Source organism: Streptomyces sp. Ac-502 (assembly GCF_045222935.1).
Taxonomy (GTDB): Bacteria; Actinomycetota; Actinomycetes; order Streptomycetales; family Streptomycetaceae; genus Streptomyces; species Streptomyces monomycini.
This window is the reverse complement of the sequence record NZ_JBHFFO010000001.1, coordinates 1,672,602-1,694,055: the sequence shown is the minus strand read 5'-3', so window position 1 is coordinate 1,694,055 and position 21,454 is coordinate 1,672,602. Positions and strand designations below refer to the sequence as shown.

The 21,454-nt window shown below is 70.7% G+C and carries 24 protein-coding genes and 1 pseudogene; 5 read left to right on the top strand and 20 right to left on the bottom strand.

What is annotated here, in order from left to right:
* Positions 1-81: 81 nt before the first annotated feature.
* The 18 genes and pseudogenes from ACEXOX_RS07555 to ACEXOX_RS07470 all read right to left on the bottom strand — a co-directional run bounded on the left by ACEXOX_RS07555 (position 82) and on the right by ACEXOX_RS07470 (position 13,599).
* Positions 82-213, bottom strand: a complete 132-nt coding sequence (locus ACEXOX_RS07555) for a hypothetical protein (RefSeq protein WP_406519654.1) — start codon at positions 211-213, stop codon at positions 82-84.
* 199 nt (positions 214-412) lie between these two features.
* Complete coding sequence (locus ACEXOX_RS07550) at positions 413-757, bottom strand: hypothetical protein (protein ID WP_406519653.1); 345 nt, start codon at positions 755-757, stop codon at positions 413-415.
* A gap of 102 nt (positions 758-859) precedes the next feature.
* A complete protein-coding gene (locus ACEXOX_RS07545) occupies positions 860-1,837 on the bottom strand; it encodes a hypothetical protein (RefSeq protein ID WP_406519652.1) in 978 nt (325 codons plus the stop codon).
* 57 nt (positions 1,838-1,894) lie between these two features.
* The gene (locus ACEXOX_RS07540) at positions 1,895-2,884 is read right to left on the bottom strand and encodes an endonuclease/exonuclease/phosphatase family protein (RefSeq protein WP_406519651.1); all 990 of its coding nucleotides are present in this window, start codon (positions 2,882-2,884) and stop codon (positions 1,895-1,897) included.
* Between the two features lie 272 nt (positions 2,885-3,156).
* Positions 3,157-3,603, bottom strand: coding sequence for a hypothetical protein (locus ACEXOX_RS07535; protein WP_406519650.1), 447 nt, complete (start codon positions 3,601-3,603; stop codon positions 3,157-3,159).
* A gap of 90 nt (positions 3,604-3,693) precedes the next feature.
* Entirely contained in the window at positions 3,694-4,137 is a 444-nt protein-coding gene (locus tag ACEXOX_RS07530; protein WP_406519649.1) for a LuxR C-terminal-related transcriptional regulator, read from the bottom strand.
* A gap of 54 nt (positions 4,138-4,191) precedes the next feature.
* Positions 4,192-4,899: a hypothetical protein gene (locus tag ACEXOX_RS07525; protein ID WP_406519648.1), complete on the bottom strand. Its 708-nt coding sequence runs from the start codon at positions 4,897-4,899 to the stop codon at positions 4,192-4,194.
* A 769-nt stretch (positions 4,900-5,668) separates the two neighbouring features.
* A complete protein-coding gene (locus ACEXOX_RS07520; RefSeq protein ID WP_406519647.1) occupies positions 5,669-6,187 on the bottom strand; it encodes a hypothetical protein in 519 nt (172 codons plus the stop codon).
* A gap of 88 nt (positions 6,188-6,275) precedes the next feature.
* Positions 6,276-6,569: a hypothetical protein gene (locus tag ACEXOX_RS07515; RefSeq protein ID WP_406519646.1), complete on the bottom strand. Its 294-nt coding sequence runs from the start codon at positions 6,567-6,569 to the stop codon at positions 6,276-6,278.
* Complete coding sequence (locus ACEXOX_RS07510) at positions 6,566-7,216, bottom strand: hypothetical protein (RefSeq protein WP_406519645.1); 651 nt, start codon at positions 7,214-7,216, stop codon at positions 6,566-6,568. The genes ACEXOX_RS07515 and ACEXOX_RS07510 overlap by 4 nt, the downstream gene beginning before the upstream one ends.
* Positions 7,213-7,488 carry a hypothetical protein gene (locus ACEXOX_RS07505; protein ID WP_406519644.1) on the bottom strand — a complete coding sequence of 92 codons (276 nt, stop codon included), beginning with the start codon at positions 7,486-7,488 and terminating at the stop codon, positions 7,213-7,215. The genes ACEXOX_RS07510 and ACEXOX_RS07505 overlap by 4 nt, the downstream gene beginning before the upstream one ends.
* A gap of 256 nt (positions 7,489-7,744) precedes the next feature.
* Positions 7,745-8,341, bottom strand: a complete 597-nt coding sequence (locus ACEXOX_RS07500) for an ATP-binding protein (RefSeq protein WP_406519643.1) — start codon at positions 8,339-8,341, stop codon at positions 7,745-7,747.
* Between the two features lie 103 nt (positions 8,342-8,444).
* A complete protein-coding gene (locus ACEXOX_RS07495; protein WP_406519642.1) occupies positions 8,445-9,635 on the bottom strand; it encodes a helix-turn-helix domain-containing protein in 1,191 nt (396 codons plus the stop codon).
* Between the two features lie 149 nt (positions 9,636-9,784).
* A complete protein-coding gene (locus ACEXOX_RS07490; RefSeq protein ID WP_406519641.1) occupies positions 9,785-10,027 on the bottom strand; it encodes a hypothetical protein in 243 nt (80 codons plus the stop codon).
* Positions 10,028-10,153: 126 nt separating this feature from the next.
* The gene (locus tag ACEXOX_RS07485) at positions 10,154-10,435 is read right to left on the bottom strand and encodes a hypothetical protein (RefSeq protein WP_406519640.1); all 282 of its coding nucleotides are present in this window, start codon (positions 10,433-10,435) and stop codon (positions 10,154-10,156) included.
* A 92-nt stretch (positions 10,436-10,527) separates the two neighbouring features.
* On the bottom strand, positions 10,528-10,878 hold the full coding sequence (locus tag ACEXOX_RS07480) for a hypothetical protein (protein WP_406519639.1): 351 nt from the start codon (positions 10,876-10,878) through the stop codon (positions 10,528-10,530).
* A gap of 50 nt (positions 10,879-10,928) precedes the next feature.
* A pseudogene (locus ACEXOX_RS07475) lies at positions 10,929-12,253 on the bottom strand (UDP-glucose dehydrogenase family protein).
* A gap of 122 nt (positions 12,254-12,375) precedes the next feature.
* Positions 12,376-13,599, bottom strand: coding sequence for a hypothetical protein (locus ACEXOX_RS07470; RefSeq protein WP_406519638.1), 1,224 nt, complete (start codon positions 13,597-13,599; stop codon positions 12,376-12,378).
* A 269-nt stretch (positions 13,600-13,868) separates the two neighbouring features.
* On the opposite strand from ACEXOX_RS07470, the gene ACEXOX_RS07465 reads away from it, so the two are divergent.
* The 3 genes from ACEXOX_RS07465 (at position 13,869) to ACEXOX_RS07455 (ending at position 17,086) form a co-directional block, all read left to right on the top strand.
* Positions 13,869-15,266: a transcriptional regulator gene (locus ACEXOX_RS07465; protein ID WP_406519637.1), complete on the top strand. Its 1,398-nt coding sequence runs from the start codon at positions 13,869-13,871 to the stop codon at positions 15,264-15,266.
* A gap of 159 nt (positions 15,267-15,425) precedes the next feature.
* Positions 15,426-16,448, top strand: a complete 1,023-nt coding sequence (locus ACEXOX_RS07460) for a DUF4277 domain-containing protein (RefSeq protein ID WP_406519636.1) — start codon at positions 15,426-15,428, stop codon at positions 16,446-16,448.
* 101 nt (positions 16,449-16,549) lie between these two features.
* The gene (locus ACEXOX_RS07455; RefSeq protein WP_406519635.1) at positions 16,550-17,086 is read left to right on the top strand and encodes a hypothetical protein; all 537 of its coding nucleotides are present in this window, start codon (positions 16,550-16,552) and stop codon (positions 17,084-17,086) included.
* A gap of 93 nt (positions 17,087-17,179) precedes the next feature.
* On the opposite strand, the gene ACEXOX_RS07450 is transcribed toward ACEXOX_RS07455, so the two are convergent.
* The gene (locus tag ACEXOX_RS07450) at positions 17,180-18,511 is read right to left on the bottom strand and encodes a lanthionine synthetase LanC family protein (protein WP_406519634.1); all 1,332 of its coding nucleotides are present in this window, start codon (positions 18,509-18,511) and stop codon (positions 17,180-17,182) included.
* Between the two features lie 301 nt (positions 18,512-18,812).
* Here ACEXOX_RS07450 and ACEXOX_RS07445 point away from each other — a divergent pair, with 301 nt between their 5' ends.
* Complete coding sequence (locus ACEXOX_RS07445) at positions 18,813-19,388, top strand: transposase (RefSeq protein WP_406519633.1); 576 nt, start codon at positions 18,813-18,815, stop codon at positions 19,386-19,388.
* Complete coding sequence (locus ACEXOX_RS07440; RefSeq protein WP_406519632.1) at positions 19,385-19,939, top strand: transposase; 555 nt, start codon at positions 19,385-19,387, stop codon at positions 19,937-19,939. The genes ACEXOX_RS07445 and ACEXOX_RS07440 overlap by 4 nt, the downstream gene beginning before the upstream one ends.
* Before the next feature lie 176 nt (positions 19,940-20,115).
* Here ACEXOX_RS07440 and ACEXOX_RS07435 read toward each other — a convergent pair whose 3' ends face one another.
* Positions 20,116-21,300: an IS701 family transposase gene (locus ACEXOX_RS07435; RefSeq protein WP_406518361.1), complete on the bottom strand. Its 1,185-nt coding sequence runs from the start codon at positions 21,298-21,300 to the stop codon at positions 20,116-20,118.
* Between the last annotated feature and the right edge of the window lie 154 nt (positions 21,301-21,454).

The window sequence follows — 21,454 nt, the reverse complement described above, 5'->3', positions numbered from 1 at the left end:
CAAGCCCGCAACAGTCACTACAAGCAACGCGGGCACAGCCCCTGATCCTGGCCACCAGTCACGGCAAGCACCGTTGCAGTACTAGGCCGTGTGCTGGGCCGCTTCCTGGTCGAGGTCGACGATGGTGACACGACGGAATTCCCGTACGAGTTGGTGGCCGAGGACGTACGGCAGCTCCGGCGTCCCGTAGGCGATCTGGCCCAGCGTGTCCACGGCGAGCGAGCTGGTGGGGCGCGGGGTAAGGCGCGGGCGCGAGACGTATGCGGTGCCGTACAGGCCCCACAGGACGGGTTTGCGTACCCGCAGTGCTGTGCAGTGCCGCCTCAGCCTGGGGCACTGTTCGCGGGCGACGAGGGCGTGGGCGAGGCACAGTGGCGGCTGGGTGGTGCGGCTTCCTCCAGGCGGCTGGCCGTCATACGGCCTGGCCCCAGGAACAGCACGCCCTTGGTGGTGCGGTCAGCGGGATGGGCGCACACCTGGCACAGCAGATGCTCCATCGCGGTGCGCTGGCGTTCGGAGTGGACCATCCGCCAGACAGGTTCGCCGTCGCCGTAGCCGCCGTCCCAGCGCTCCCACAGGCCGCGCTGCTGGTCCCGGTCCTCACCCCCTCGTCGGAGTAGCGCAGCCCGCCAGTGTCGAGCAGCAGGTGCACGAGGGAGGTGTGGCGTTCGCCCGACCAGAGGGTGATGTAGGGGACGGTCCGGCCGTCCCGGACGGCGAGCGGACGCTGGGGGCGCGGGGTGGGGACGGTGTTCATGGGGTGCTTCCCGTGGGGTGGTGCGGTGGGGGGAGGGGTGCCCGGCGGTGTGCGGGGAGGCGTGACCGCCGGGCACCGGGTCATGGATAGCCCACTGGGCCGTCAGCGACGCCGCAGGAATATCTCCTGACGCCACGTCGCGGGGCGGCGGGACACGCTGGAGAGGCCGACGCGGCGCTGCCAGATGCCCGGGGCCACGAACTCGTCCTCAACGGGGCACATCGAGGCGAAGCTTGTCCATATTCCGTTGAAGTGGTCGAGGCCGACATGGTCGATTGCTGTTTGTACGAAGCGCTGGCACTCGTCGTAGATGGCTGCGGCCTCAGAAGCGCTGGGTTGCTCCCCGTTTCGGTTGCGGAAGACGCCGAGCCGGCTCTTGGCGCGCTGGAATATTTCCGTTCCTTCGGCCTGTGACCAGCCCACCTTTCGTCCCAGGACTTTGAGGTTCACTCCCTCCTCGGCCCAGAACGCGTGTCCCTCGATGAGCCGCATGGCGGCGATGGGAACGAATCCGTGGCCGGGCACTTTCACCTTGCGCGTAAAGGGCGTCATCGCCGTGTCCCAGGCCAGGCCCTGGCTAGCGCGGTGCTGTGCGAGGTGTGTCAGCTCGTGCGCGACGGTGCGGTAGAGCTGGTCGTCGTCGTGCTGCGCGTGGGTGATCACCTTGGCCTTCACCAGGACCTGCGGCCTCATCAAGGCGTCTTCCATGCTCTGGGCGGCGTCGTCGGCCCAGCGGCGGACCATGCCCTTGGCGGCGTCGATGTAGTCGGTGTGCCAGGCCGCACACCGCTGGGCGTCGACTGTGATGCCGGCCCGGGCGACGGCGATGCGCTCACGATGCGCGAGGCCGTGGTGGTGGGCCAGCCAGGTGCGTGCGAGGGCGGAGGGCGACACCACCCGGATCAGCGGCCGGGGTGGCAGCGGCAGGGCGGTGACGGCCTCCACGACGGGGGCCACCTCGGCGGCGATATCGCGGAGGCGGGCGCCGAGGTCGTCGTACTTGGGTCCGGCTTCCTGCCGGACCTCGCAGGCCGGTGCGCCGGCGTCAGCTTCGAGCTGGTTCATCTCTGTCTTTCGCATGGGTGTCGGTGAGTCGGTGTCGTGACGGTTGCGTGCGTACGGGCCGGGCGGCAGGGATCAGCCGACGTCCCAGTGGCGCCTGTAGTGGTCCTGGAGGATGTCGGTCAGTACGGCGCTGCTGAGCTTGAGCCGCACGATGTGGTGGTCGGAAAGATGCGCGGGGACCTCGATGACGTCGACGCCGGTGATGGCGGGCAGGAGGTCGGGGGTGGCGTAGATGCGGTCGATCCGGGCGTCCGGCCCGTGGGTCTCGCACGCGTTGACCGTGCGGGCTACGGCCGCTGGGCTGCCGTGCGGTGCGGTGGCCCAGTACCGGGCGACGTCCTCCATCAGATTCTCGGCGCGCAGCTTGCGGTCGGGGCGGGTGTCCATGTGGCGTTTGCCGTCGGGGCCGAGGTAGGTGCGGTGCACGCGGTGCGGCCGGTTGCGGATGTCCGCCAGTTTGGGCAGGGGCGGGTCGCCGGGGGTGCCGGGCTCGGGGTAGCTGTTGGTGTCCCCGGCCATGAGTGCGGGCAGCGTGACGTGCGCCCCGCTCGGCGCCTGGAGGGTCTTGTCGGCCCAGGCGGTGAGCGCCCCGGCCTCCAGCAGCCGCTGGTCCGCGCAGGCGTAGTAGTGGTGGAAGGAGAGCACGATGAACGGAACCGCTTGGCGGCCGGCGGGCCGGTAGCGCAGCGTCAACGCGGTGGGCGGCTGCGCCCATTTTGGCCCGCGGACGTCATTCCAGGTGCGGACCGCAGCGAACAGCCGCGGGTCGAAGAAGGTGGCGGTGCAGGCATCGGCACCGAGTTCCCCCTCCAGGCCGTATCCCTCCTTGTCCTCTTGGAAGAGAGTGCGGCCGTCACGGTCGGCTCCCCACATCTCCTGGCGGGTGACGATGGCAGGCTTGAGGGCCCGGACCTGTTCGTGGCCGGCCCGGCGCACCTCGGGGTTGTTCTTCCCGTTCAGTTCCTTGTTCCAGGAGAGCGCCGTCAGCGTGTCGCTGTGCTTCCTCGCGGAAGGTCGCCGTCGGCCGGTCGTCGTGGGTAGCGCAGGTGGATGGGTGGGCAAGAGAACGTCTCCTTGATGTGGGCGGTTCGGCCGGGTGGGGCGCCCGGCTGGGGCCTGGGCCGGTGCGGGGCGATTGCCGCCCTCGGCACCGGCCCGGCCGTACCCGCCAGCGCCCCCGCCGCGGGGCGGTCCTTCCTCGTCCCGGGCACCGCCGGATGGATCTGACGTGCGGCCGGGAGAGGGATGGGGCTCCGTTGCGGCGGCCCCGGTGGGGCGGCACGGCTTCCGCGGCTTCCCGCGAGGCAGGAGCGCGGCCTCGCGGAGTCCGGTGATCAGCCCTGGCCGGGGCCGGGCAGGACGCGGTAGGCGTAGCCCAGCTTGATCAGGTGCGATTCGGTCTTGGCCCCGGCCTTTTCCAGCAGTGCGTAGATGGCCTTCCTGGCGTCGCCGCGGACCATCCCCACCGCTATGGCGATCTCCGCAAGCGACGGGTGCTCAGCGACCGCGTTCCACAGCCGCAATTCTGCGGCGTCGAAGACGGCCGGCGCCTCGACGGCGTCGGGCAGGGCCATCTGGCCGGTGGCGTAGGCGCGGTGCACCAGGGTCGCGCTGCTGCCGTGCCCCCAGCGATTGCGGATGTGCAGCATGTGGGTGCGAAACGTCTGCACCTTGATGCGCAGCGCGTGCGCTGCGCCGATGTGGGTCAGCCCGTCGGCGAGGTGGGTGAGGCAGCGCAGTTGGGCCGGTGTCAGCTGGTCGGTCTGGGTGATGCGGGGCACTGGGCACTCCTGTCGGTGCGGTGGTTGGAGGGACACGCGGGCGGCGGGCCGTCGGCGGGGCACGGGCGGCGTCTCGGGAAAGCTGGTCGGTCAGTCATCGGGGCTGGGGAGAAGCCGGAAGGCGTGCTCGAGCTTGATCAAATGCGGTTCGGTCTCGGCCTGGGCCTTCTCCGCGAGGTCGCGTATCGCCTGTCTGGCCAGGTGCCGGGTGAGCCCGGCCGCCGCGGCGACCTCCAGGAGGGAGGGGCGGGTGGCGAGCGCGGTCCACAGCCGCAGGTCCTTGGGGGTGAAGTCGATCGGCGCCTGGACGGCGGCAGGGAGAGGGAGCTGATGGGTGAGGTAGGAGCGGTGCAGGTTGTGCGCGTAGGAGCCCTCCCCGAGCTTGCCGCGGACGTTGCCCATGTGGCGGTGGAGTGTGGTGAGTTGAATGCCCAGCTCGTTGGCCACGTCGACGGTGCTCAGCCCGTCAGCGAGACGGGCCAGGCACCGGAGTTCGGCGGGCGTCAACTGGCCGGGCTGGGCTGTGCGGGGCACGTGGCGCTCCTGCGGGGTGAGGGGGAAGAAGCGTCGGGGCGGGCACGGGACGCCTCAGCGGGTGGCGAGGTCGGCGTGCTCGATGGCGACGGTCGTGTGCCGCAGGTCCCGTACCAGCCGTTCGGCGACGAGCCATCTGCGGCGCGGGTCCGCATAGGGCAGCTCGGTATCAGGGGCGACGGTCTCGAAGGCAGTAGCGGCGAAGCGCAGCAGCCGCCCGCGCACCCCGTACAGGGCGGGGTCGGCGGAGCGGAGGACGGTGTAGCCGGCCCGCAGGTCGGGGCGCTCGTGCGCGTAGGCGATGACGTGCTCTGCGCACACCGGGGGCCACGTCGTCAGCCGTCCCTCGACGGGGGTGTCGCGTACCGGTTCCACGAACAGCCAGCCGTCGCTGGTCTGGCTGGCCGCGTAGTTGCAGACCGCGCAGTGCAGGAGGCTCATCGTCTCCCGGAGCCGGTCCGGGTGCTGCCGGCCGGGCAGCGGGACGCCGGTCGGTCTGCCCGCGTGGTAGCGGTTGTGGTGGTAGCGCCGCCACAGGACGTCGTGGGTGTCGCGGTCGTCGGGAGTCTCATCGGCGTAGGCCAGCCCCCACGTGTCAGGAGCGTGGCGCAGTTCCAGTTGCAGGTCGTGGGTGACGGGGCCTTCGCCGCTGCGCAGCGCGATGTACGGGACGACGGGGAGCAGGTGCGGCGCCTGGCGCGCGTGGGGGTCGGGCAGGCGCGCGGACGATGAGAGATCAGAGTCGGGGGTTGGGCTGAGCATCTTCCTGCCTGGTTTCGGATGCGGTGCGGAGGTGCGCTCCGGCCGCGGGACGAGATGTCTCCGCGGCCGGAGGCACGGTCGGTGCCGCCGGGCCCGCGTCGGTCGGGTATCCGGCGGCCCGCGCGCCGGCCCGCGCCCTGGGGCGGTGGCGGGGCGGGCCGGCTCTCCCTTCCCGGCCGGGACAGCGGACGGAGGTAACCGGGAGGGTGTAGCGCGGTTGCGGTCTCGGCGTGGTGCGCCGCCGCATCTTTCGCGAGGCGGGCCGCAGGTGAGCGGGGCCATCGGGAGAGAGGTCCTGTGCGGGTGGTGCGGTCAAGGGGTGGGTGCGGTTGGCGTGCCAACCGCACCCGGCGCGGGTCACGGGGCCCGCGTCCTTCCCGGGACGGTGGTCTCCGTCCGTCCGGGAAGCTGGTGGCGCGCTGGCGGGGGCCCTGGCCGCAGGCCGCTCTCCTGCGGCCAGGGCCGATTGGGGTGTCGCGCGGTGCCGGGGCACCCCCACCAGGGCCCCGGCACCGGCCGGCCGGTCCGCCTCCCCAGGCGGACGGCCAGCACCTCCCCGGCTGTGCGACGGCCGGGAAGGCCGCGGCGCGGCCCCGCTCGCCTCAGCGCGAGGCGGGACCGCGCTCCCGTGAGCACGCCGGAGGCGTCGGCGGCTCTCGGGAGGGCGGACGGCCGCTACGGGGGCGGCCGCCCTGGGCACGGTCTCGCTCGGCACCCGTGCCCGCCCGCGCGACGGTGCACGGACACACACCGCCTGCGGAAGCGTTCGTCACGGGCGTCTTCGGCTCCGGACGCACGGCGGGAGCTGCGCCTCGACGGTCTGGTCCAGGCGCGGCTGGAGCCGGGCGGGCCGGCGCAGCAGGGAGGCGGAGTAGGGCGTGGCGCGCCGGACCTCCATGCCGTGGCGGGAGCCGACGGCATCGGCCAGCTTCGCGACGCTCGTCCATTCGCACACCCACCTCGCCTGGTCGTAGCGGGCGGCGTAGTCGGCGAACCAGTCCACCAGCAGGGGCCCGTACGGAACGCCGCGCGGCCTGTCCGGGGCCGCGTACAGATCGTCGATCCATAACGCCATTCCCGGCTGCGGCTGGAAGTCCTCGGCGCACGCGCGCTCTTTGCGCAGCAGGGCGCAGCCGCGGATGGTGGGGCCGTCCAGCAGGAGCCAGGTCAGCGGGTGGCCGGCGTCCACCTCGCCGAGCTTGAAGGTGATCGCGTGTTCGGCGGAGTCGTACCCCGCAGGGGTGCCGTCCTGCATCCAGTGCGACAGCTGGGGAAGGCGCTGGCACACGGCCGCGTAGTCGGCTCGCTCCGCCGGGCGGATGACGTAGCGCGGCCGCCGCGGCGCAGCGGCCGCCAGTGCGCGTCTGGGGCATCGCCTACACCGCCCGTTCCTCGGCGACGATCACGCCGTCGCACATGTCGATCGCGGTGCCGTTGGCCAGGGACTTGAGGGCCGCCTCCACCAGCGGCGCCGACGGCCCGAAGAACTCAGGCAGGGCGCCGGGAGCCACCCACTCGTAGTGGTCCAGGCCGCCCAGGGTCACCTTCTGCCGCTCCGGCAGGCGTCCGCACAAGTGCACGTACGTGCAGCGGGGGCGTCCGTCGGGCTCGTCGGCGGCCCGGACGAGCACCCGGGAGATCGTGGCCGTCAGCCCGGTCTCGTACGTCACGGTCCGTGCCAGCCCGAACCAGTCGGCGTTGTCCTCGCCGGGTTCACCGCCGGGCAGCCGGAAGAAGCCGCCCGGCGCGCTGGCGGTCCGGACCCCAGGACCGCGCCGTGGTGGTTCAGGATCAGAGCGGACCGGACGCTCTGCGGTGCAAGGAGGGGAGCCATCAGGGTCTCCAGTCGAAGGGGTATCGGGGACGGGCGGGTGGCGTCACGCCGCGGTGAGCAGCGGGGTGACGATGCGGTGCGGGCCGTGGGCGTCGGGGGCGGGTCCACGGTCGGGCCCTGGCGGATCAGGCGCTGGGCGGGCTCGGTGCACATCGCGCAGCCGTGCACGGCGGCCCGGCACTCCCACCACGACAGCAGCCGCGGCGGCCGGGCCGGCTCGGTGCGCCAGGTGCGCACCGCGAGTTCGAACGTCCCGACCAGCTCGGTGTCCACGTTCTCGCGGCCGCACCACAGCCAGCACAGCTCGTCGCCGACGCCCGCCAGGGCGCGCTTGATGAAGAGGCGCTGGCACTGCTCGCACGAGTACAGCGGCACGGTCTGGCCCCAGGCCCTGGCCGTGCCGGACCAGAACAGCGCGCGCGGGCGGTTCGGCTTGCAGGCCAGCCAGCACAGCCCCCGCACGATCGCCTCCGGCCCGGTCACACCGCACCCCCTACGAAGGCGCCCTTGGGTACGTCAGCTCCCGGCGCGAAAAGCTGGAGTGGGGTGGCGCGGCACCGAACTGCCAGCACGTGGCGCGCGGCGTCGTCTGTGATGACGGTGATGCTCAGGGAGCAGTTGTAGTAGGTCAGGTACTCGGCGTACTGCTGTCGGGCACGGACCTGCCGTAGGTGATCCAGCTCCAGGCGCAGCGGGTGCTTCGCGGCCACGTCGAGCTGGCACAGCTCCAGGTACAGCAGGTCCACGGCGTGCATCGCGTGCTCGGCCTGGCCCCCTCGGACGTCCAGTCGCTCTCGGGGCAGCCGGAGACCAGCTGTGTGTGCTGCACCCACCAGGTGAGCAGGTGCGCTCCCCGCAGCTCCAGCCGCGTGCCCCAGTCGAAGCAGATGCCGCGACCGCTGCTCGGTACCGGCGGGACCACGGGAGGCGCAGGCGTGCGGTCCGCGTCGGCGGATGCTGGCCGAGTCGGTCGAGAGGCCCGCAGAGGGCGCCCCCAGGTGAAGCCGAGTATCACGCCGACTTCTCCCGCCGCATCGCGGTAGGTACGGGCAGCCAGCACACCACGGCCTTGCCGCGATCATTGCCTTCGACGACATACTCGCCGCCGTACTCGGCCGCGGTCATGCGTACGAGGAGGAGCCCGCGACCGCTCAGGTCGTCGGCGGTGGCGTCGCGCTCGTGAGGCGCTCGTGACGACTCATCCAGAACCTTGACCATGAACGACCACGGGGCCTGGGGAAACTCAACCCACACATCGCCGCCGGAGTGGCGCACGGCATTAGTGACCAACTCCGAGACGACCAGTTCGGCTGCGCCGAGGAAGTACTCGTCCTTGCAGATCTCCGCCGCGCGTGTTCGGCCCATCTGCCGGGCCACACGCAGGGGGTGCAGCGCCTCGTTCCAGGGGCGCACGCATAGCGAAGCGGTTGGGGCGTGGAGGTTCTGCTCGGTCAACTGTGGGGTTCGAGCAGCGACGACGGCCCTCTGATCGCGGGGAGGGCCCGCATCCTGATACGTCGGCAGCAGCGAGACGGGCAATCTGGCTGCGGCGTCAGCGAGCGCGTTTCGACAGGCGCGCTGCTGAGGCGTGAAGCGGTTCGTCGTCATGGTCGGCTCCATGTCGAGATGGCCAATGACGACATGCTGGGGCCACAACTAGGCCCCAACTATCATGAGTTGATGATAGTTGGGGCCAGCGCTTCACTCAGTGTTAGTGGGACGGGCCAAGCCATGCCCCGTAGGACAGGAAACTCTCAGGCAGTCGCCGATGTGCCGCTTCCAGGCTGGCGTACGTCTCGCGGACTGTTGGGGAGTACTTGGCCTGCTGAGGGGCGGCTTTCCGTGCCTTAAGCAAGCTCTCGAAGGCATGGTCGAGCTTCCCGGTCCATACCTGTGCGCGAGCAACCTCGGCGTGGTGATGACTCGTCCGAGATTTCGGCCACCCGGAAGGGATGTGCATCCCTGCGGCCGCATCGACGGCCTTGCCGTACTGGTCGAGTTCAGCGAACACGGAGACGCGGTGTGTGGCCACGTTGGTGGGGCCGAAGGCGAGCCAGTGAACCTTGATGGCCTCACCCGTGTCCCTGGAAACCCTCTCGGCCGCGTCCAAGTGCTCCTTGGCCCGCTCCCTGTCATGGGCTCGGCCGGCCATCACGGCGGCCCCGAGGTGGAGCTGTCCGGTAACGACCTTCCGTTCATGGGTCGCCTCGGCCTGTTCAAGCGTGGAAAGACCTATCGTGACGAGACGCCCACCGGTACGGAAGTTACCTTCCCGCAGGTAGGTCAACGCGCGGAGGTAGTGGGTCAGGCCCCCGAGGACAGCGTCGGAACCACGGTGTGCCGCCCAGTCCATCCGGGCCAGCGCCAGTTGCGCCAGATCCGGGTATCCCAGCTTCGCAGCAACGTCGTAGGAGGTGCGGTAGAAACTGGCGAGAGTCAGCCACCCCTCCCGGCTGCCAGCCGCGTGGGCAGCGGTCGTCGCCTCCTCGACAAGGCCGGCAACGTCGCTCGCCGCTTTCTTGATCTCTCCAGCGCGTACGGCCCTGCACAGTCCTTCTGCCGCCGAGTGCAGGGCCTCGGGGCGCCGGGCCTCTATATCGGGGTCCGGCCCGAGATCGTAGACATCCAAGGCGTTACGGATGGGGCGGATGAGGACGTCCAGCTCGTCTTCGCGCAATGAGGCTGCATAGGGCTGCCCGACGATGGTCGCGACCTCAACGCGCATGGCGTGTGCGCAAGCCGCGATCAAATGGGGGGTCGCTGGAAGACGTCCTTGCTCCGTCTTCGTCAGCGTGCTGTACGGGACACAGGACAGCTCGCTGAGAGCCTTCTGAGTGAGGTGGCGTTCCCGGCGCAGACGCGCGATGCGCACGCCGATGTGGTCTTCGGGCAGAGCGTGCATACTGGCTCCTGTTCTGCTTCGACACCAGAACAGTACCCGTGGTCGGCTATGCGGGAATACGAAGGAGCCCCACCCCGTAAGGGGTGGGGCTCCTTCCGTTTAGGGCGCCTTCACCGTCGCCGAGAGGCCGACGTGTCCAGCGCGAGGAGTCACGCTCCACGTTGTGCGAGTGGCCCGGCCGGCAGGAGGAAGCGCCCTTCGACCGCGGCGGTGAGGGCATCATTCATCGGCCACCAGCTCAGCGTGAAATCCGCCTCGGTCGGGGAAAGTTCTTGCGGGCCCAAGGTGAGGTCGCGTGCAAAGTGGCCGCTGAGCAAGGCGAGGCGGTCTGCGGCGTCCTGGGCGACGACTATGGAGGCATCGCGGGCCGGCCCGTCGTCTGCGTGGCTCATGGCAGGTCAGGTGAAGGTGGCTGCTGTGCGGTGGCGTGGTGGAGGTGGATGGCTTCGACGCACCACGGGGGACGCGCAGACGCGGCAGTACCTGCGGGTGGAACCAGGCGAGCATGATGCCCTCGGTCACCTGGATGCGGGCGGCGTCGCCGTCCCAGGAGGCGGCGAAGACCTCGATGTCAGCTCGGCCGTTGCCCTGCTGCACCGTGGCCAGGGGGCGCAGGCCGGGCAGGACGAGACCGGCTTCTTCCTGGAGTTCGCGGGTGATGGCCTCGTGGGGGTCTCGCCGGCCTCCAGCTGGCCGCCGAGAAAGCTCCAGTGGCCGGGCCAGCAGATGCCGGGGATGTCGTCGCGCAGGTGCAGCAGGTAGGCGCCGTCGCTGTTGCGGATCGCTGCCGCCACACCCATGGGCACTCCTTGGCTCGCCGGTGAGTCCACGGTAAACGCCTGGGGCGTGGGCGGCCCGGCAATGCGGCTGCCCACGCCGGTGGTGTCGCGGGTTACGCGGCGGCGTGCTCGCGGCCGCGCCGGGTACGGCGGTGCAGAACCTCCGCCAGGGTGGTGCGCCAGCCGTCGGGGTCGATGTAGACCATGGCGATGAGCGCGGCGAGGACGGCACCCCCGAGGTCGTTCATCACACCCTTCCAGGAGTGCTCGGGGCAGTCGCAGGTGGTGAGCCCCTTGAGGCCGTGCAACTGGTGCATGGCCTCGCCGCCTTCCTCGCCGACCTTGCTGACCTGGAGGGCCTTCAGCTCCCCGTCGGGCAGGTCGCTGCCTGCCTGCCGGCACACGGCCGCGAGGTGTTCGACGGTGTCGAGGTCGAGGATGTCCAGGAGCTTGTGCGTGGTCATGGTGCTCTCCTTCTGCGGGCAGGCCGGGCGGCCGTACGGGACCCGGCGATCTACTGGGGTGTGCCCACCGCGGGGCGGCCGAGCTGGTGCACGCGCCATCCGGCGGCCGTCCAGCGGTGGGGGTCGAGGGTGGTGCGCAGGTCGACGATCAAGGGTTCGGCGGGCAGGTCGCGCAGCGCCGCGGGGTCGGCGTCGCGGTAGTGGGGCCATTCGGTGGCCAGGACGACCGTCTCGGCCCCCTTGACGGAGGCTGCGAGATCGTCGGTGTACTCCAGCTCGGGGTGGCGGGCCAGGGCGGTGGGCACGGCGTGCGGGTCGTGCACGGTGACGCGGGCGCCGCGGTCCTGGAGCAGCCGGGCGACGGCCAGGGCAGGGGATTCGCGGACGTCGTTGGTGCCGGGCTTGAAGGCAGCCCCCAGACGGTGATGTCGCGGCCGGCCAGCGTTCCGCCGAGGAGGGCCTGGGTGATCAGGTCGAGGGCGGCGGCGGGGCGGTGCTCGTTGATGATCTCGGCGGCGCGCAGGAGGCCGGCGGCGTCCTCGGCGCCGAGCTGGCGGGCCGCGGCGGTGAAGGCACGGATGTCCTTGGGCAGACAGCCGCCGCCGTAGCCGATGCCGGGGCTCATGCCGCCGGTGCCGATGCGCGGGTCCATGCCGATGGTCGCGGCGACGGTCGCCACGTCCGCGCCGGAGGCGGCGCACATGTCGGCGACCGCGTTGATGAAGCTGATCTTCAGGCCGAGGAAGGAGTTGGCCGCCCCCTTGATCACCTCCGCGGTGGGCGGGTCGCACACCACCAGCGGCGCGTCGATGGGCGCGTAGAGTTCGCGCACGATGTCCTCGGCGTGGTGGGAGGGGACACCTGCGACGATCCGGTCGGGGCGCAGGGTGTCCGCCATCGCATGGCCTTCGCGCAGGAACTCCGGGTTCCACACCACCTCGACGTCGCGGCCGGCCGGCGCGTGCCGGGCCAGCAGGGCGGCGAGCTTGGCGGTGGTGCCGGGGGTGACGGTCGACTTGCCGATGATGACCGTGGGCCGGCTCAGATGCGGGGCCAGGGCGCGGGCGGCGCCGAAGACCTGGCCCATGTCATAGCCGCGGCCGTCCGCGTCGATCGGCGTACCGACGGCGAGGAAGTGCACGTCGGCGGCTTCCGCCGCCTCGGTGAGGCTGGTGGTGAAGCGCAGCCGTCCGCTCGCGGTGTGCCGCCTGAGCAGTTCGGGCAGCTCGGCTTCGTAGATGGGGGCCTCGCCGCGGTTGAGGGTGTCGATCTTCGCCTGGTCGGTGTCCACGCCGATCACCTCGTGGCCGATCTCTGCCATGCCTGCGGCGTGCGGGATGCCCAGATGGCCGCAGCCGATGACGGATACGCGCATACGATGTGCTCCTTCGACAATCCGCCCGGCCCCGATGCGGGCCGGACCGGTCAACGGGCTCGCACGCTAGCGCCGTTGACCGGCCGGGCGGACATTGCGCAGGTCGCACCCTTGACGTGGCGTCAGGCCGCGACCTTCTCCAGCAGATGCTGGGCGAGGGCGGGCAGCGCCTCGCCCGCCGGTGCGGTGCACACCAGGTCTCCGCACTGCGGCCCCTCCAGCGGGTAGGGGTGGAAGACTCCGCCGTTCCAGAAGCCCTCGGGATCGCAGTGGATCACCTGCATACCGCGCTCCCGGGCGCGGGCGGCGACCTGGCGGCGGTCCGCGTGCAGCCCCACCACCAGCAGCGCGCGGGCGCCCCGGCCCCACTCCACGTCGGGGACGGCCTGGTCGTAGCGGCGCACGAAGCACTCACGCAGCCCGGCGCGGGCCGCCAGCACGTCGAAGTTGTTGGTGATGACGGGCCCGGTCAGGTATCCGGCGTCGTGCAGTTCCTTGAGCGCGGTCAGGGCGGGGGTAGGCCGGGCCTGGAAGCAGGCCCGGTACATCTCCACGCACTCCTCCACCTTCTCCTCCGGCGCGGTCAGGAACTCGGACAGCAGCGGGTCGTCCTCGGGGCGCAGGACGAAGCCGTGGACGCCGGGGGCGTCGTCCTCCCGGGTAGTGACCCGGTAGATCTCGTGCAGCCGGTGCAGCGCGGGAATGCCGGCCTCCCAGCTCGTGCCGCAGCCGATCTCGACCTGGAAGGGCAGGTAGTCGGCGAGCGGGGCGAGGTCCGGGATGCGCCGGAAGGCGCCGGGGGCCGCTTTCCGGCGGATGCCGCTGGCCAGGACGTCCCAGGGACGGCGGCGGGTCGCCGGGGGCGGGACGTACCCGGACGAGGTGATCTGTACGTCCAGACAGGCGTACCCGTGCGGCAGGGTGCGTCCGGCGCGGGCGTCTTCCGGGTGCGGCCCGGAGCGCAGGGTCGGGGTGACGTGCAGATCACCGCGCACCCACACGCCGCCCTCGGGCCTCCAGCCGCCGTCGCGCAGGGCGGCACGGACCGCCTCCCAGTGCGCGCCGATCTCCTCGGCCGGGGCGGCGGCGTGGTGATACAGGTACAGCTGCCGCAGCGCCAGCGCCGGGGCACCGGTGGTGGCGGCGAGACCGTAGCGGTAGCGGTAGTGCACCATGCGGCGCCGCGCGTCACCGGGCTGCGCGGCCGTGGCCGGCTCCTGGGTGCGCCGCCAGATGCCTTCCTCGATGTCGCGGGGCCGGTCGGCGCCGTGCGTACCGAAGTAGGCGTGCCAGTCGCGTTCCTGCTGTGGGGTGAGCTGATCGACCACGATGAACGGAAGTTCCATGAGGGGCCTTTCGCTGTGATCCAGACGCCAGGCTCCGGAGCCGCGGCCCCGGGGCGTCATCATCACGGCACCACAGCCACCTGGCCGCGCGAAGCCGGTGAAGCCCGGCGAACGGCGGCTGACGCCGCGGCGCCGCCCCGGCGCGCCGACCGGCGAAACACCGGCGAACTGGCCTGCGTTGTTCCCGGCAGGCGGCGGGCTGCGTACGCTCGGAAGGTTCGGTGGTACCACGGCGGAAGGGCCCAAGGATGGGACAGGCCGGGAAACGGGTGCCCAATGCGCTCCTGAACCACTTCATGGAACGGGCCCAGCTCTCCAACGCCCAGCTCGCCCAAGCGGTGACCGCGGGCGCGCGAGCCGCAGGGCACCGGGACATCAATCCGGACGAGAGCCGGGTACGGCGCTGGCGCGGCGGGGAGTGCCCGCGCGAGCCCGTGCCGCAGATCATCGCCCAGGTGCTCGGCGCCCGACTGGCTCTGCCCCTGACCCCGGCAGACGTGGGCCTGCCGGGACCGCTCCAGCCGCCCGCCCATGGCACCGATCTGCCCTGGCAGCACACCGCCACCATCGCCGCCATCGCCCACCTGACCCGGAGTGACCTGATGCTGCCGCACACCCGCACCAGCGACGACGCCGCACAGATCCGCGCCGCCGACGCCCTCCTGGAGCCGCTGCGCCGCTGGCCGTCCGCAAAACCCGCCAGCATGCCGAACGCGCCGCGCACCGGCCGGCTGGGCATCGCGCAGGTCGAATCGATCGAGGCACTGACCGCCGCCTTCCGGGACGCGGACAACCGGCACGGCGGCGTGCTCTCCCGCCGGGCGGTCGTGGCCCAGATGAGCGAGATCAACGACCTGCTCGCCACCGCCTCCTACACCGAAGCCACCGGACGCCGCCTCTTCCGCGCTGTCGCCGACCTGGGCAGTGTCGCCGGATGGATGAGTTTCGACGCCGGAGCGCACGTCAGCGCGCAGCGCCTGTTCGTCGCCGCGGTGCACGCCGCCAGCGAAGGCGGTGACCGGCAGCTCGGCGCACACATCCTCCAGTGCATGGCGCGGCAGATGTCCCACCTGGGGCACGTCGAGGACGCCCTCGAACTGATCGCCCTGGCCCAGTACGGGGCACGCCGGCACGCCAGCCCCGGCACCCGCGCGGTCCTCGCCGCGCTCCACTCCCGCTTCAGCGCCATGTGCGGCGACCTGGAAGAGAGCCAGCGGGCGGCCCAGGAAGCCGAAGACGCCTTCACCCGCATCCGCCCGGACGACGAGCCGCCGCACACCGCGTTCTTCGACGAGGCGGAACTGTCAGCCACCCTGGGCGTCGCCCACCAGATCGCCGCCAAGCAGACCTCCGGCCACCAGCGCACCCACCGCGCCGAGCAGTCTCTGACGCTGCTGACCAACGCCCTGCGGCTGCGGCCCGACGCCCGCGTACGCTCCCGCGCGTTCGACCACATCGGCCTCGCCCGCACCCACCTGGCCGTCGGAGAACTGGCGGGAGCCTGTCAGGAGGCCACCATTGCCCTCACCATCGCCGAGGGCCTGCACAGCACCCGCATCGCCGACCGGCTCAGCGAACTCCACGAGGAAACCGAGCCTTACGCGGGCAGCAGCGAGATCAGCGCCCTTCGGGGGCGCCTGAAAGACGCGGTCACCACCGCGCACTGAACGGGACGGACCCGGATGCGAGGACCGATCACTTGGCGGAGCCGTACGCCGCGGCGAGCGGACCAGCTAGGCCCGTACTTCGCGGGTCGTTGATTCGTTTGGTGTGACCGGTTCGGTGGTGTCCTGGGCCGGTGATGCGGCGTTGGAACGGGTGTGTCGATGACTTCCCGGTCTCCGCGGCCACGGGCTCAGCGTCAGCGTCTTGAAGTGGCGGTGACGTCCGTGGTGGAGAAGCGTCTGGGCGCTCTGCCTGTCGCTGCCGAGTTTCTGCGCCAGCTGGATGTCGCTGGGATTGTCGACGAGGTATGTCCTGGTGGTGCGAGTGCGCTGGTGACGCACGGGCAGGTGGTCGAGGCGTTGGTGGCCAACCGGCTGACCTCGTCGGCGCCGCTGGTGCGGGTGGAGGACTGGGCCAGGTGCTGGGCGGTGGAGGAGGTCTTCGGGATCGAGTCCGGTCTGCTCAACGATGATCGTCTGACCCGGGCTCTGGACGGGATCGCTCCGCACCTGGAGCACATCGCGGGCACGGTCGGGGCGCGGGCGATCGGTGAGTTCGGGATCGACGTGGCCCGGATGCACTGGGACATGACCAGCATGTCCGTGCACGGGGCCTTCCCGGCTGAGGGCCAGGACGAGGACTTCCCCGTCATCGGACACGGGCATCCCGAGGACCGGCGCTTTGATCTCAAGCAGGTCCAGGCCGGGCTTGCGGTGTCGGCTGACGGCGGCATCCCGCTCCACGCCCGGGTCTTCGGCGGTGGTGCGGCCGAGGTCAGCCAGGTCGTCGGCGCGATGAAGGACCTGCGGGCCATGGCCGGTGAGCGCGACTTCCTGATGGTCGCCGGCTCCAAGCTGGTGTCCTACTCCAACATCCGTGCCCTGCTCGCGTCCGGGGTCCGGTTCATCGCCCCGGCCCCGGCCGCGCAGGTCAAGGACGAGGTCTATGCCGCCCTCGGCCTCGCGCAGGCCGCTGTCGTGGACTGGACCCCGGGCCGGGAGGCGGGCAAGCCCGCCGAGCTGCGCGAGACCTACCGTGTGCTGGAGGACGCCCACACTCTGACGGGGCCCCGCAAGAGCGATCCGCCGCTCACCGTGCGGCGATCCTGGTCCACTCCACCGCCAACACCGCCGGCTGGCAAGCCGCCCGGGACAAATGCCTGGCCAAGGCCACCGAAGATCTGAGCAAGCTCACTGCTGCGGCCGGCGGACGCCACTACAGGACCCGGGAGGAGATCGTCGCCCGGATCGGTGTCATCGCCGCCAAGCGCCGCGTCACCTCCTGTTTGCGCTGGACCGTCACCCACAACGACGACGGCACCCCGGTCATGGCCTGGCACTTCGACACCAGCGTGCTGAAGGCCGAATCTGCTGTCGACGGCTGGCACGCACTGCTGACGTCCGTCCCCGCCGACCAGGCGGATGCCGGGCAGGCCCTGATCCACTACAAGGGCCAGGGCACGGTCGAACGCAGATACCACGACTTCAAGGGCCCGCTCGCGGTTACGCCGGTCTTCGTCCAGCACAACCGGCGCGTCGCCGCCCTCATCCAGGTCATCTGCCTGGCCCTGCTGGTCTTCTGTCTGATCGAACGCCAGGTCAGACGGGCGCTCGGCCCCGAGCAGACTATGAGCGGTCTCTACCCCGACAACCGCCGCGTCCGCCCCACGGGCCGCATGATCTTCTACCACCTCGGCGAACTCACCCTGCAGATCGGCAACATCACCGACCCGCCCACCGTCCAGACCACCCGCGGCGTACAACTCCACCTCCTCGGCCTGCTCGACACCGACATCGGACAGACCCGCTGGCCGCAGACCTGAAACTGTGACCGCGAAGTCCGGGGCTAGAGGGGACCACGCCTCACACAAGGCCGAAATCGTTATGGATTACTTGTCTCGAATGGGACTGGTCGCTCATGCACCCGTACGTGTAGTGCGCAGGTGTGCCGGCACGGCCCACCACTGGTCCGGGCGGTCGACGACCGGGGCGTCGGGGCCCGTCTCACTGTACCGGGCGAGGCGCAGAAGGTAGGCCGCGATGCCTGCCGCGCCCTGCATCCACGTCGTGCCGGGCGGCAGCAGCGGCGGGTCCTCGCGGTGTTCCAGAAAGCGCCAACGGGCGCCCGAGGCATCCCTGATGACCCGGTCGACCAACGCGTCACCCATCCTGTGCGCGGCCCGCAGCAGGGTCTGTCTCCTCTCCGGCACCCGGCAGTCCTGGGCCGCGTCCAGCAGGACGTCTCCGACGCCCGCCGTTCCGCAGCAGCGGCCGTCGTTGTCCCAGAAGCCGGGACGGAGGCGTTCCGGCACACCCGAGGTGAGGATCGAGGTCATACAGCGGTGCCGCAGTTCGTCGACGTCGTGGCCAGCCACCTCGGTGACCCCTGCGTGCGCCAGCGCGGTGAACAGGTGCGAGGTGCCCGCCGGGCCGTGGCACCACGTGTACGTCACCGGTTCCACCTCCCGGCGCGACGGCGGGATCGTGTGCGGGACGACGAAGCCCGCATCCTTCAACGACCCCACCGAGAGGACGTGCCGGGCGCCCGCGACCGCTGCCTCGACGAAGTCCTCGCGGTCCAGGACGGCGCCCGCGACCGCCAAAGCGGCCGCGACCCCGGACGTTCCGTGCGAGTAGTTCGGCGCCCTCGACGGTCTCCCCGGCGTCATGCCCCAGTCGAGGCCCGCTTCCGTACGGTCCGCCGCCCGCAGCAGGGCCTCGCCTCCCGTCGTCGCGATCGCGTCTGTGAACTCGCTCTTCGCCCAGACCGCCGTCATCACCACGCCCGCGGTGCCCATGATGACGTCGGTGAGGGGCGCGTCGGAGCCCGGCTCGAAGTCGAGCGTGGTCTTCCATCCGTCGCCGGTCGCCAGGGCGGCCAGCCGCCGCAGCGCCACCACTTCCTCGCCCGGGGCGAGCAGTCTGAGCGCCGTCGCGTCGCCCGCGAGGCCGTCGTACAGCGAGGGTTCTGTTCGCTGCCCGGCCTGTGCCGACAGTCTGGTCACGAGGCCGGTCGCCAGCGCCGTTTCCCGCACGCCCAGCTCCCGGTACTGTGCGACCTCGGCCAGCATCGGGGCCAGGCCGGCGATCCCCGCGTACAGCGAGTCGCGGTCCTGGGCAGGTGACGTGGCCTCAGGGCCGTCCTCCACCACGGCCTGCACCAGCCACGGGCCCTCGTCCTCGCGCACGTGGTCCAGCACCCACGACCACGCGGCCTCGCCCACATCCCGATATACGTCGCTTCTCACCAGGCCACGCTCCAACCGCCGGATCACCGGCCCGTGCGGTGCGGTGTTGCCGACCCGTCAGTTCCGGCGGTCGCGGAGGGCCACTTCAAGACGCTGACGCTGAGCCCGTGGCCGCGGAGACCGGGAAGTCATCGACACACCCGATCCAACGCCACACCACCGGCCCAGGACACCACCGAACCGGTCACACCAAACGAATCAACGACCCGCGAAGTACGGGGCTAGTACTGGATTCCTCTTTCGCTGGGCATATGTTCTGGTGGCGGGGTAGTTGAGGGTGCTCGGGGGCGGGTGCTGGGCAATGGTTTTATGGACACGACCGGAGCGTGACGAGAACGAGCGGGCCGTCGTCCGGCGCCTGTCACGGGCACGGAAGGCTCCGCGGGATGCGGTGATGCGGGCCCGGATGATCGAGTTGAGCTGGTCGGGGTTGCGGGTGCCGGCGATCGCGGTGGAGCTGGATTGCTGCCAGAAATCTGTCCGCTGCTGGCTGCACCGCTTCAACCGATCGGGCCTGCAGGGACTCGATGATCTGGGCGGGCAGGGCCGTAAGCGACGGATCACCGAGGAGGAACGGTCTCGGATCATCTCCCTGGTCAAGACCGTGCCGCCGGGGCGACTGCGGTGGGAACCCGTCGGAGAACTGTGGGCCTTCGACGAGTCCGGACCATCCGAGTGGACGCTGGATTCCCTGGCCGCGGCGGCACGGGCCGAAGGGATCGAGGTGGGCCGCTCACAGATCCGCCGCATCCTGCTCGCCGAGGGCGTGCGCTGGCGCCGCACCCGGTCCTGGACACGCTCGAAAGACCCGGACTTCGTCCCAAAAGGACACGGATCATCGGCCTCTACACCCACCCGCCCGACGGTGCGACGGTGATCTGCGCCGACGAGCTGGGGCCGGTGATCCCGCGGGCCTTCCAGCCCGCACCCGCCTGGTCACCAGACGGACGCCGGATCAAAGCCGAGCTCGACTACAGCCGCGGGCCCGAGAAAACCTGGGTCTACGGCGGTCTGCGGCCGGCCAACGGTCAGGCAGTCACGATGACCGCACCCTCCCGCAACAGCGTGTTCTACCAGCAGTTCCTGCAGCTGCTCGAGGACGCCAACCCGACCGGGGAGATCTGGATCGTCACCGACAACCTGTCCAGCCACAACAGCGTGTCCACCCGGACCTGGCTCGAGGACCACCCCCGCATCCACCACGCTTTCATCCCCGTCGGCGCGTGCTGGCTCAACCTTCAGGAAGGCTGGTGGCGCATCTTCCGCAAGGCCGCCCTCGCCGGCCGGTCCTTCGCCAACCGCGACGAGATCGCATACGCCACCGCCCTCACAACCAGCCAGCTCAACTCCCGCGCCAGCCCCTGGATCTGGGGCAGACCCCCACCACCAACCCGCGTACTGCGGCGCCGATATACGTACACCGTTTGAGGAATCAAGCACTAGTACTGCAACGGTGCTTGCCGTGACTGGTGGCCAGGATCAGGGGCTGTGCCCGCGTTGCTTGTAGTGACTGTTGCGGGCTTGGTGCTGGCGCCGTCGACGCCAGTGTGACCAGTACAGGATGTGCTCGGCCGGTGCCGGCCGGCGGTGGGTGAGTCGGTAGATCAGACGCCGGATTTCGGCAAGACTGAGGTGGATGAGCTGGGAGGATCCGTTTCTGCTTTCTCCGCATCCAGCTCACGGGCCCGCAGGACAGTCAGGCAGGCGTGGGCGGCCATGGCCAACGTCATGTGGCGGTGCCAGCCCGGGTAGCGGCGGACCTGGTAGTCGTCCAGCCCGCACTCCTGCTTCGCGCTCTGAAAACATTCCTCCACCGCCCATCGGCTCCCGGCGACGCGGATCAGCTCGTCGAGAGTGGTGCCGGCGGGGCAGTAGGCGATGTAGTAGGAGATTTCCTCGGGCCGGCTGACGCTGCGACGGGCGATCACCCAGTGCTGACGGTCCTCGCGGTGCCAGGGCCGCACCTCAACGCGGGCCCAGTCGAAGATCCGCCGTCCGTGGGCCCCCTCGCCGCAGGAGCGGCGTTTCCACTTCTGCCGCGGCAGGCCGGGGAACAGGTCGTGGACGGGGTGGTCGATGGCCCAGCGGGTGACGACGGTGTCGTGCCGGGTGGTGGCCATGACGTGAAAGACATCGGCCTGCTCGAGCTCGAAGCGCCAGCCCTTGCTGAAGCCGTAAGCGGCATCGGCCGTCACCCACCGAAACGGGAGCCGGTCGGCGATGGCCCGGCGGATCATCTCCTTGGCCATGGCCACCTTCGTCTCGAAGGCGACACTGTCGCCGATGCCCGCCCGCCGGCATCGCTCACGGTCATCCGTCCACGACGCGGGCAGATACAACCGCCGGTCGATCAACGTGCGTCCGCGGCCCGTCGCGTAGGCGAGGAAGACCCCGATCTGGGAGTTCTCGGTGCGTCCCGCGGTGCCGGAGTACTGCCGCTGGACCCCGGCCGAGCGGACGCCCTTCTTCAGGAAACCGGTGTCATCGACGATGAGCACGGCGTCCCGGTCGCCGAGGTGTTCCACGACGTAGTCACGTACGTCGCCCAGGACCTCGTCAGCATCCCACTCGATGCGGTTCAGCAGCCGGTGGATGCGATCGGGGCCGCCATAACCGGCCTCCTCCGCCAGCGTCCAGCCGTTCTTCCGCTCCAGCGGCGAGATCAGCCCGCGCATATAGGCCAGCGCCGACTGGCGCGGCTCCTCCCGGCTGAAGCGGTGCACGAACCTCCCATGCACCGCTTCAAGCTCACCCGCCCACAACCTGACATCAGCAAGGCCCCCACCCATAACCAGACCAACGACCCAACTGGCCACCAGTCACGGCAAGCACCGTTGCAGTACTAGGTCATCCAGCGACTGATCGGCGGGGACGGGATGAGCCTGGACGACGCTCTGGGCGGGCCAAGCCAGCTGCCCCGTAACGTCGGCGTCGAGCAGGCGG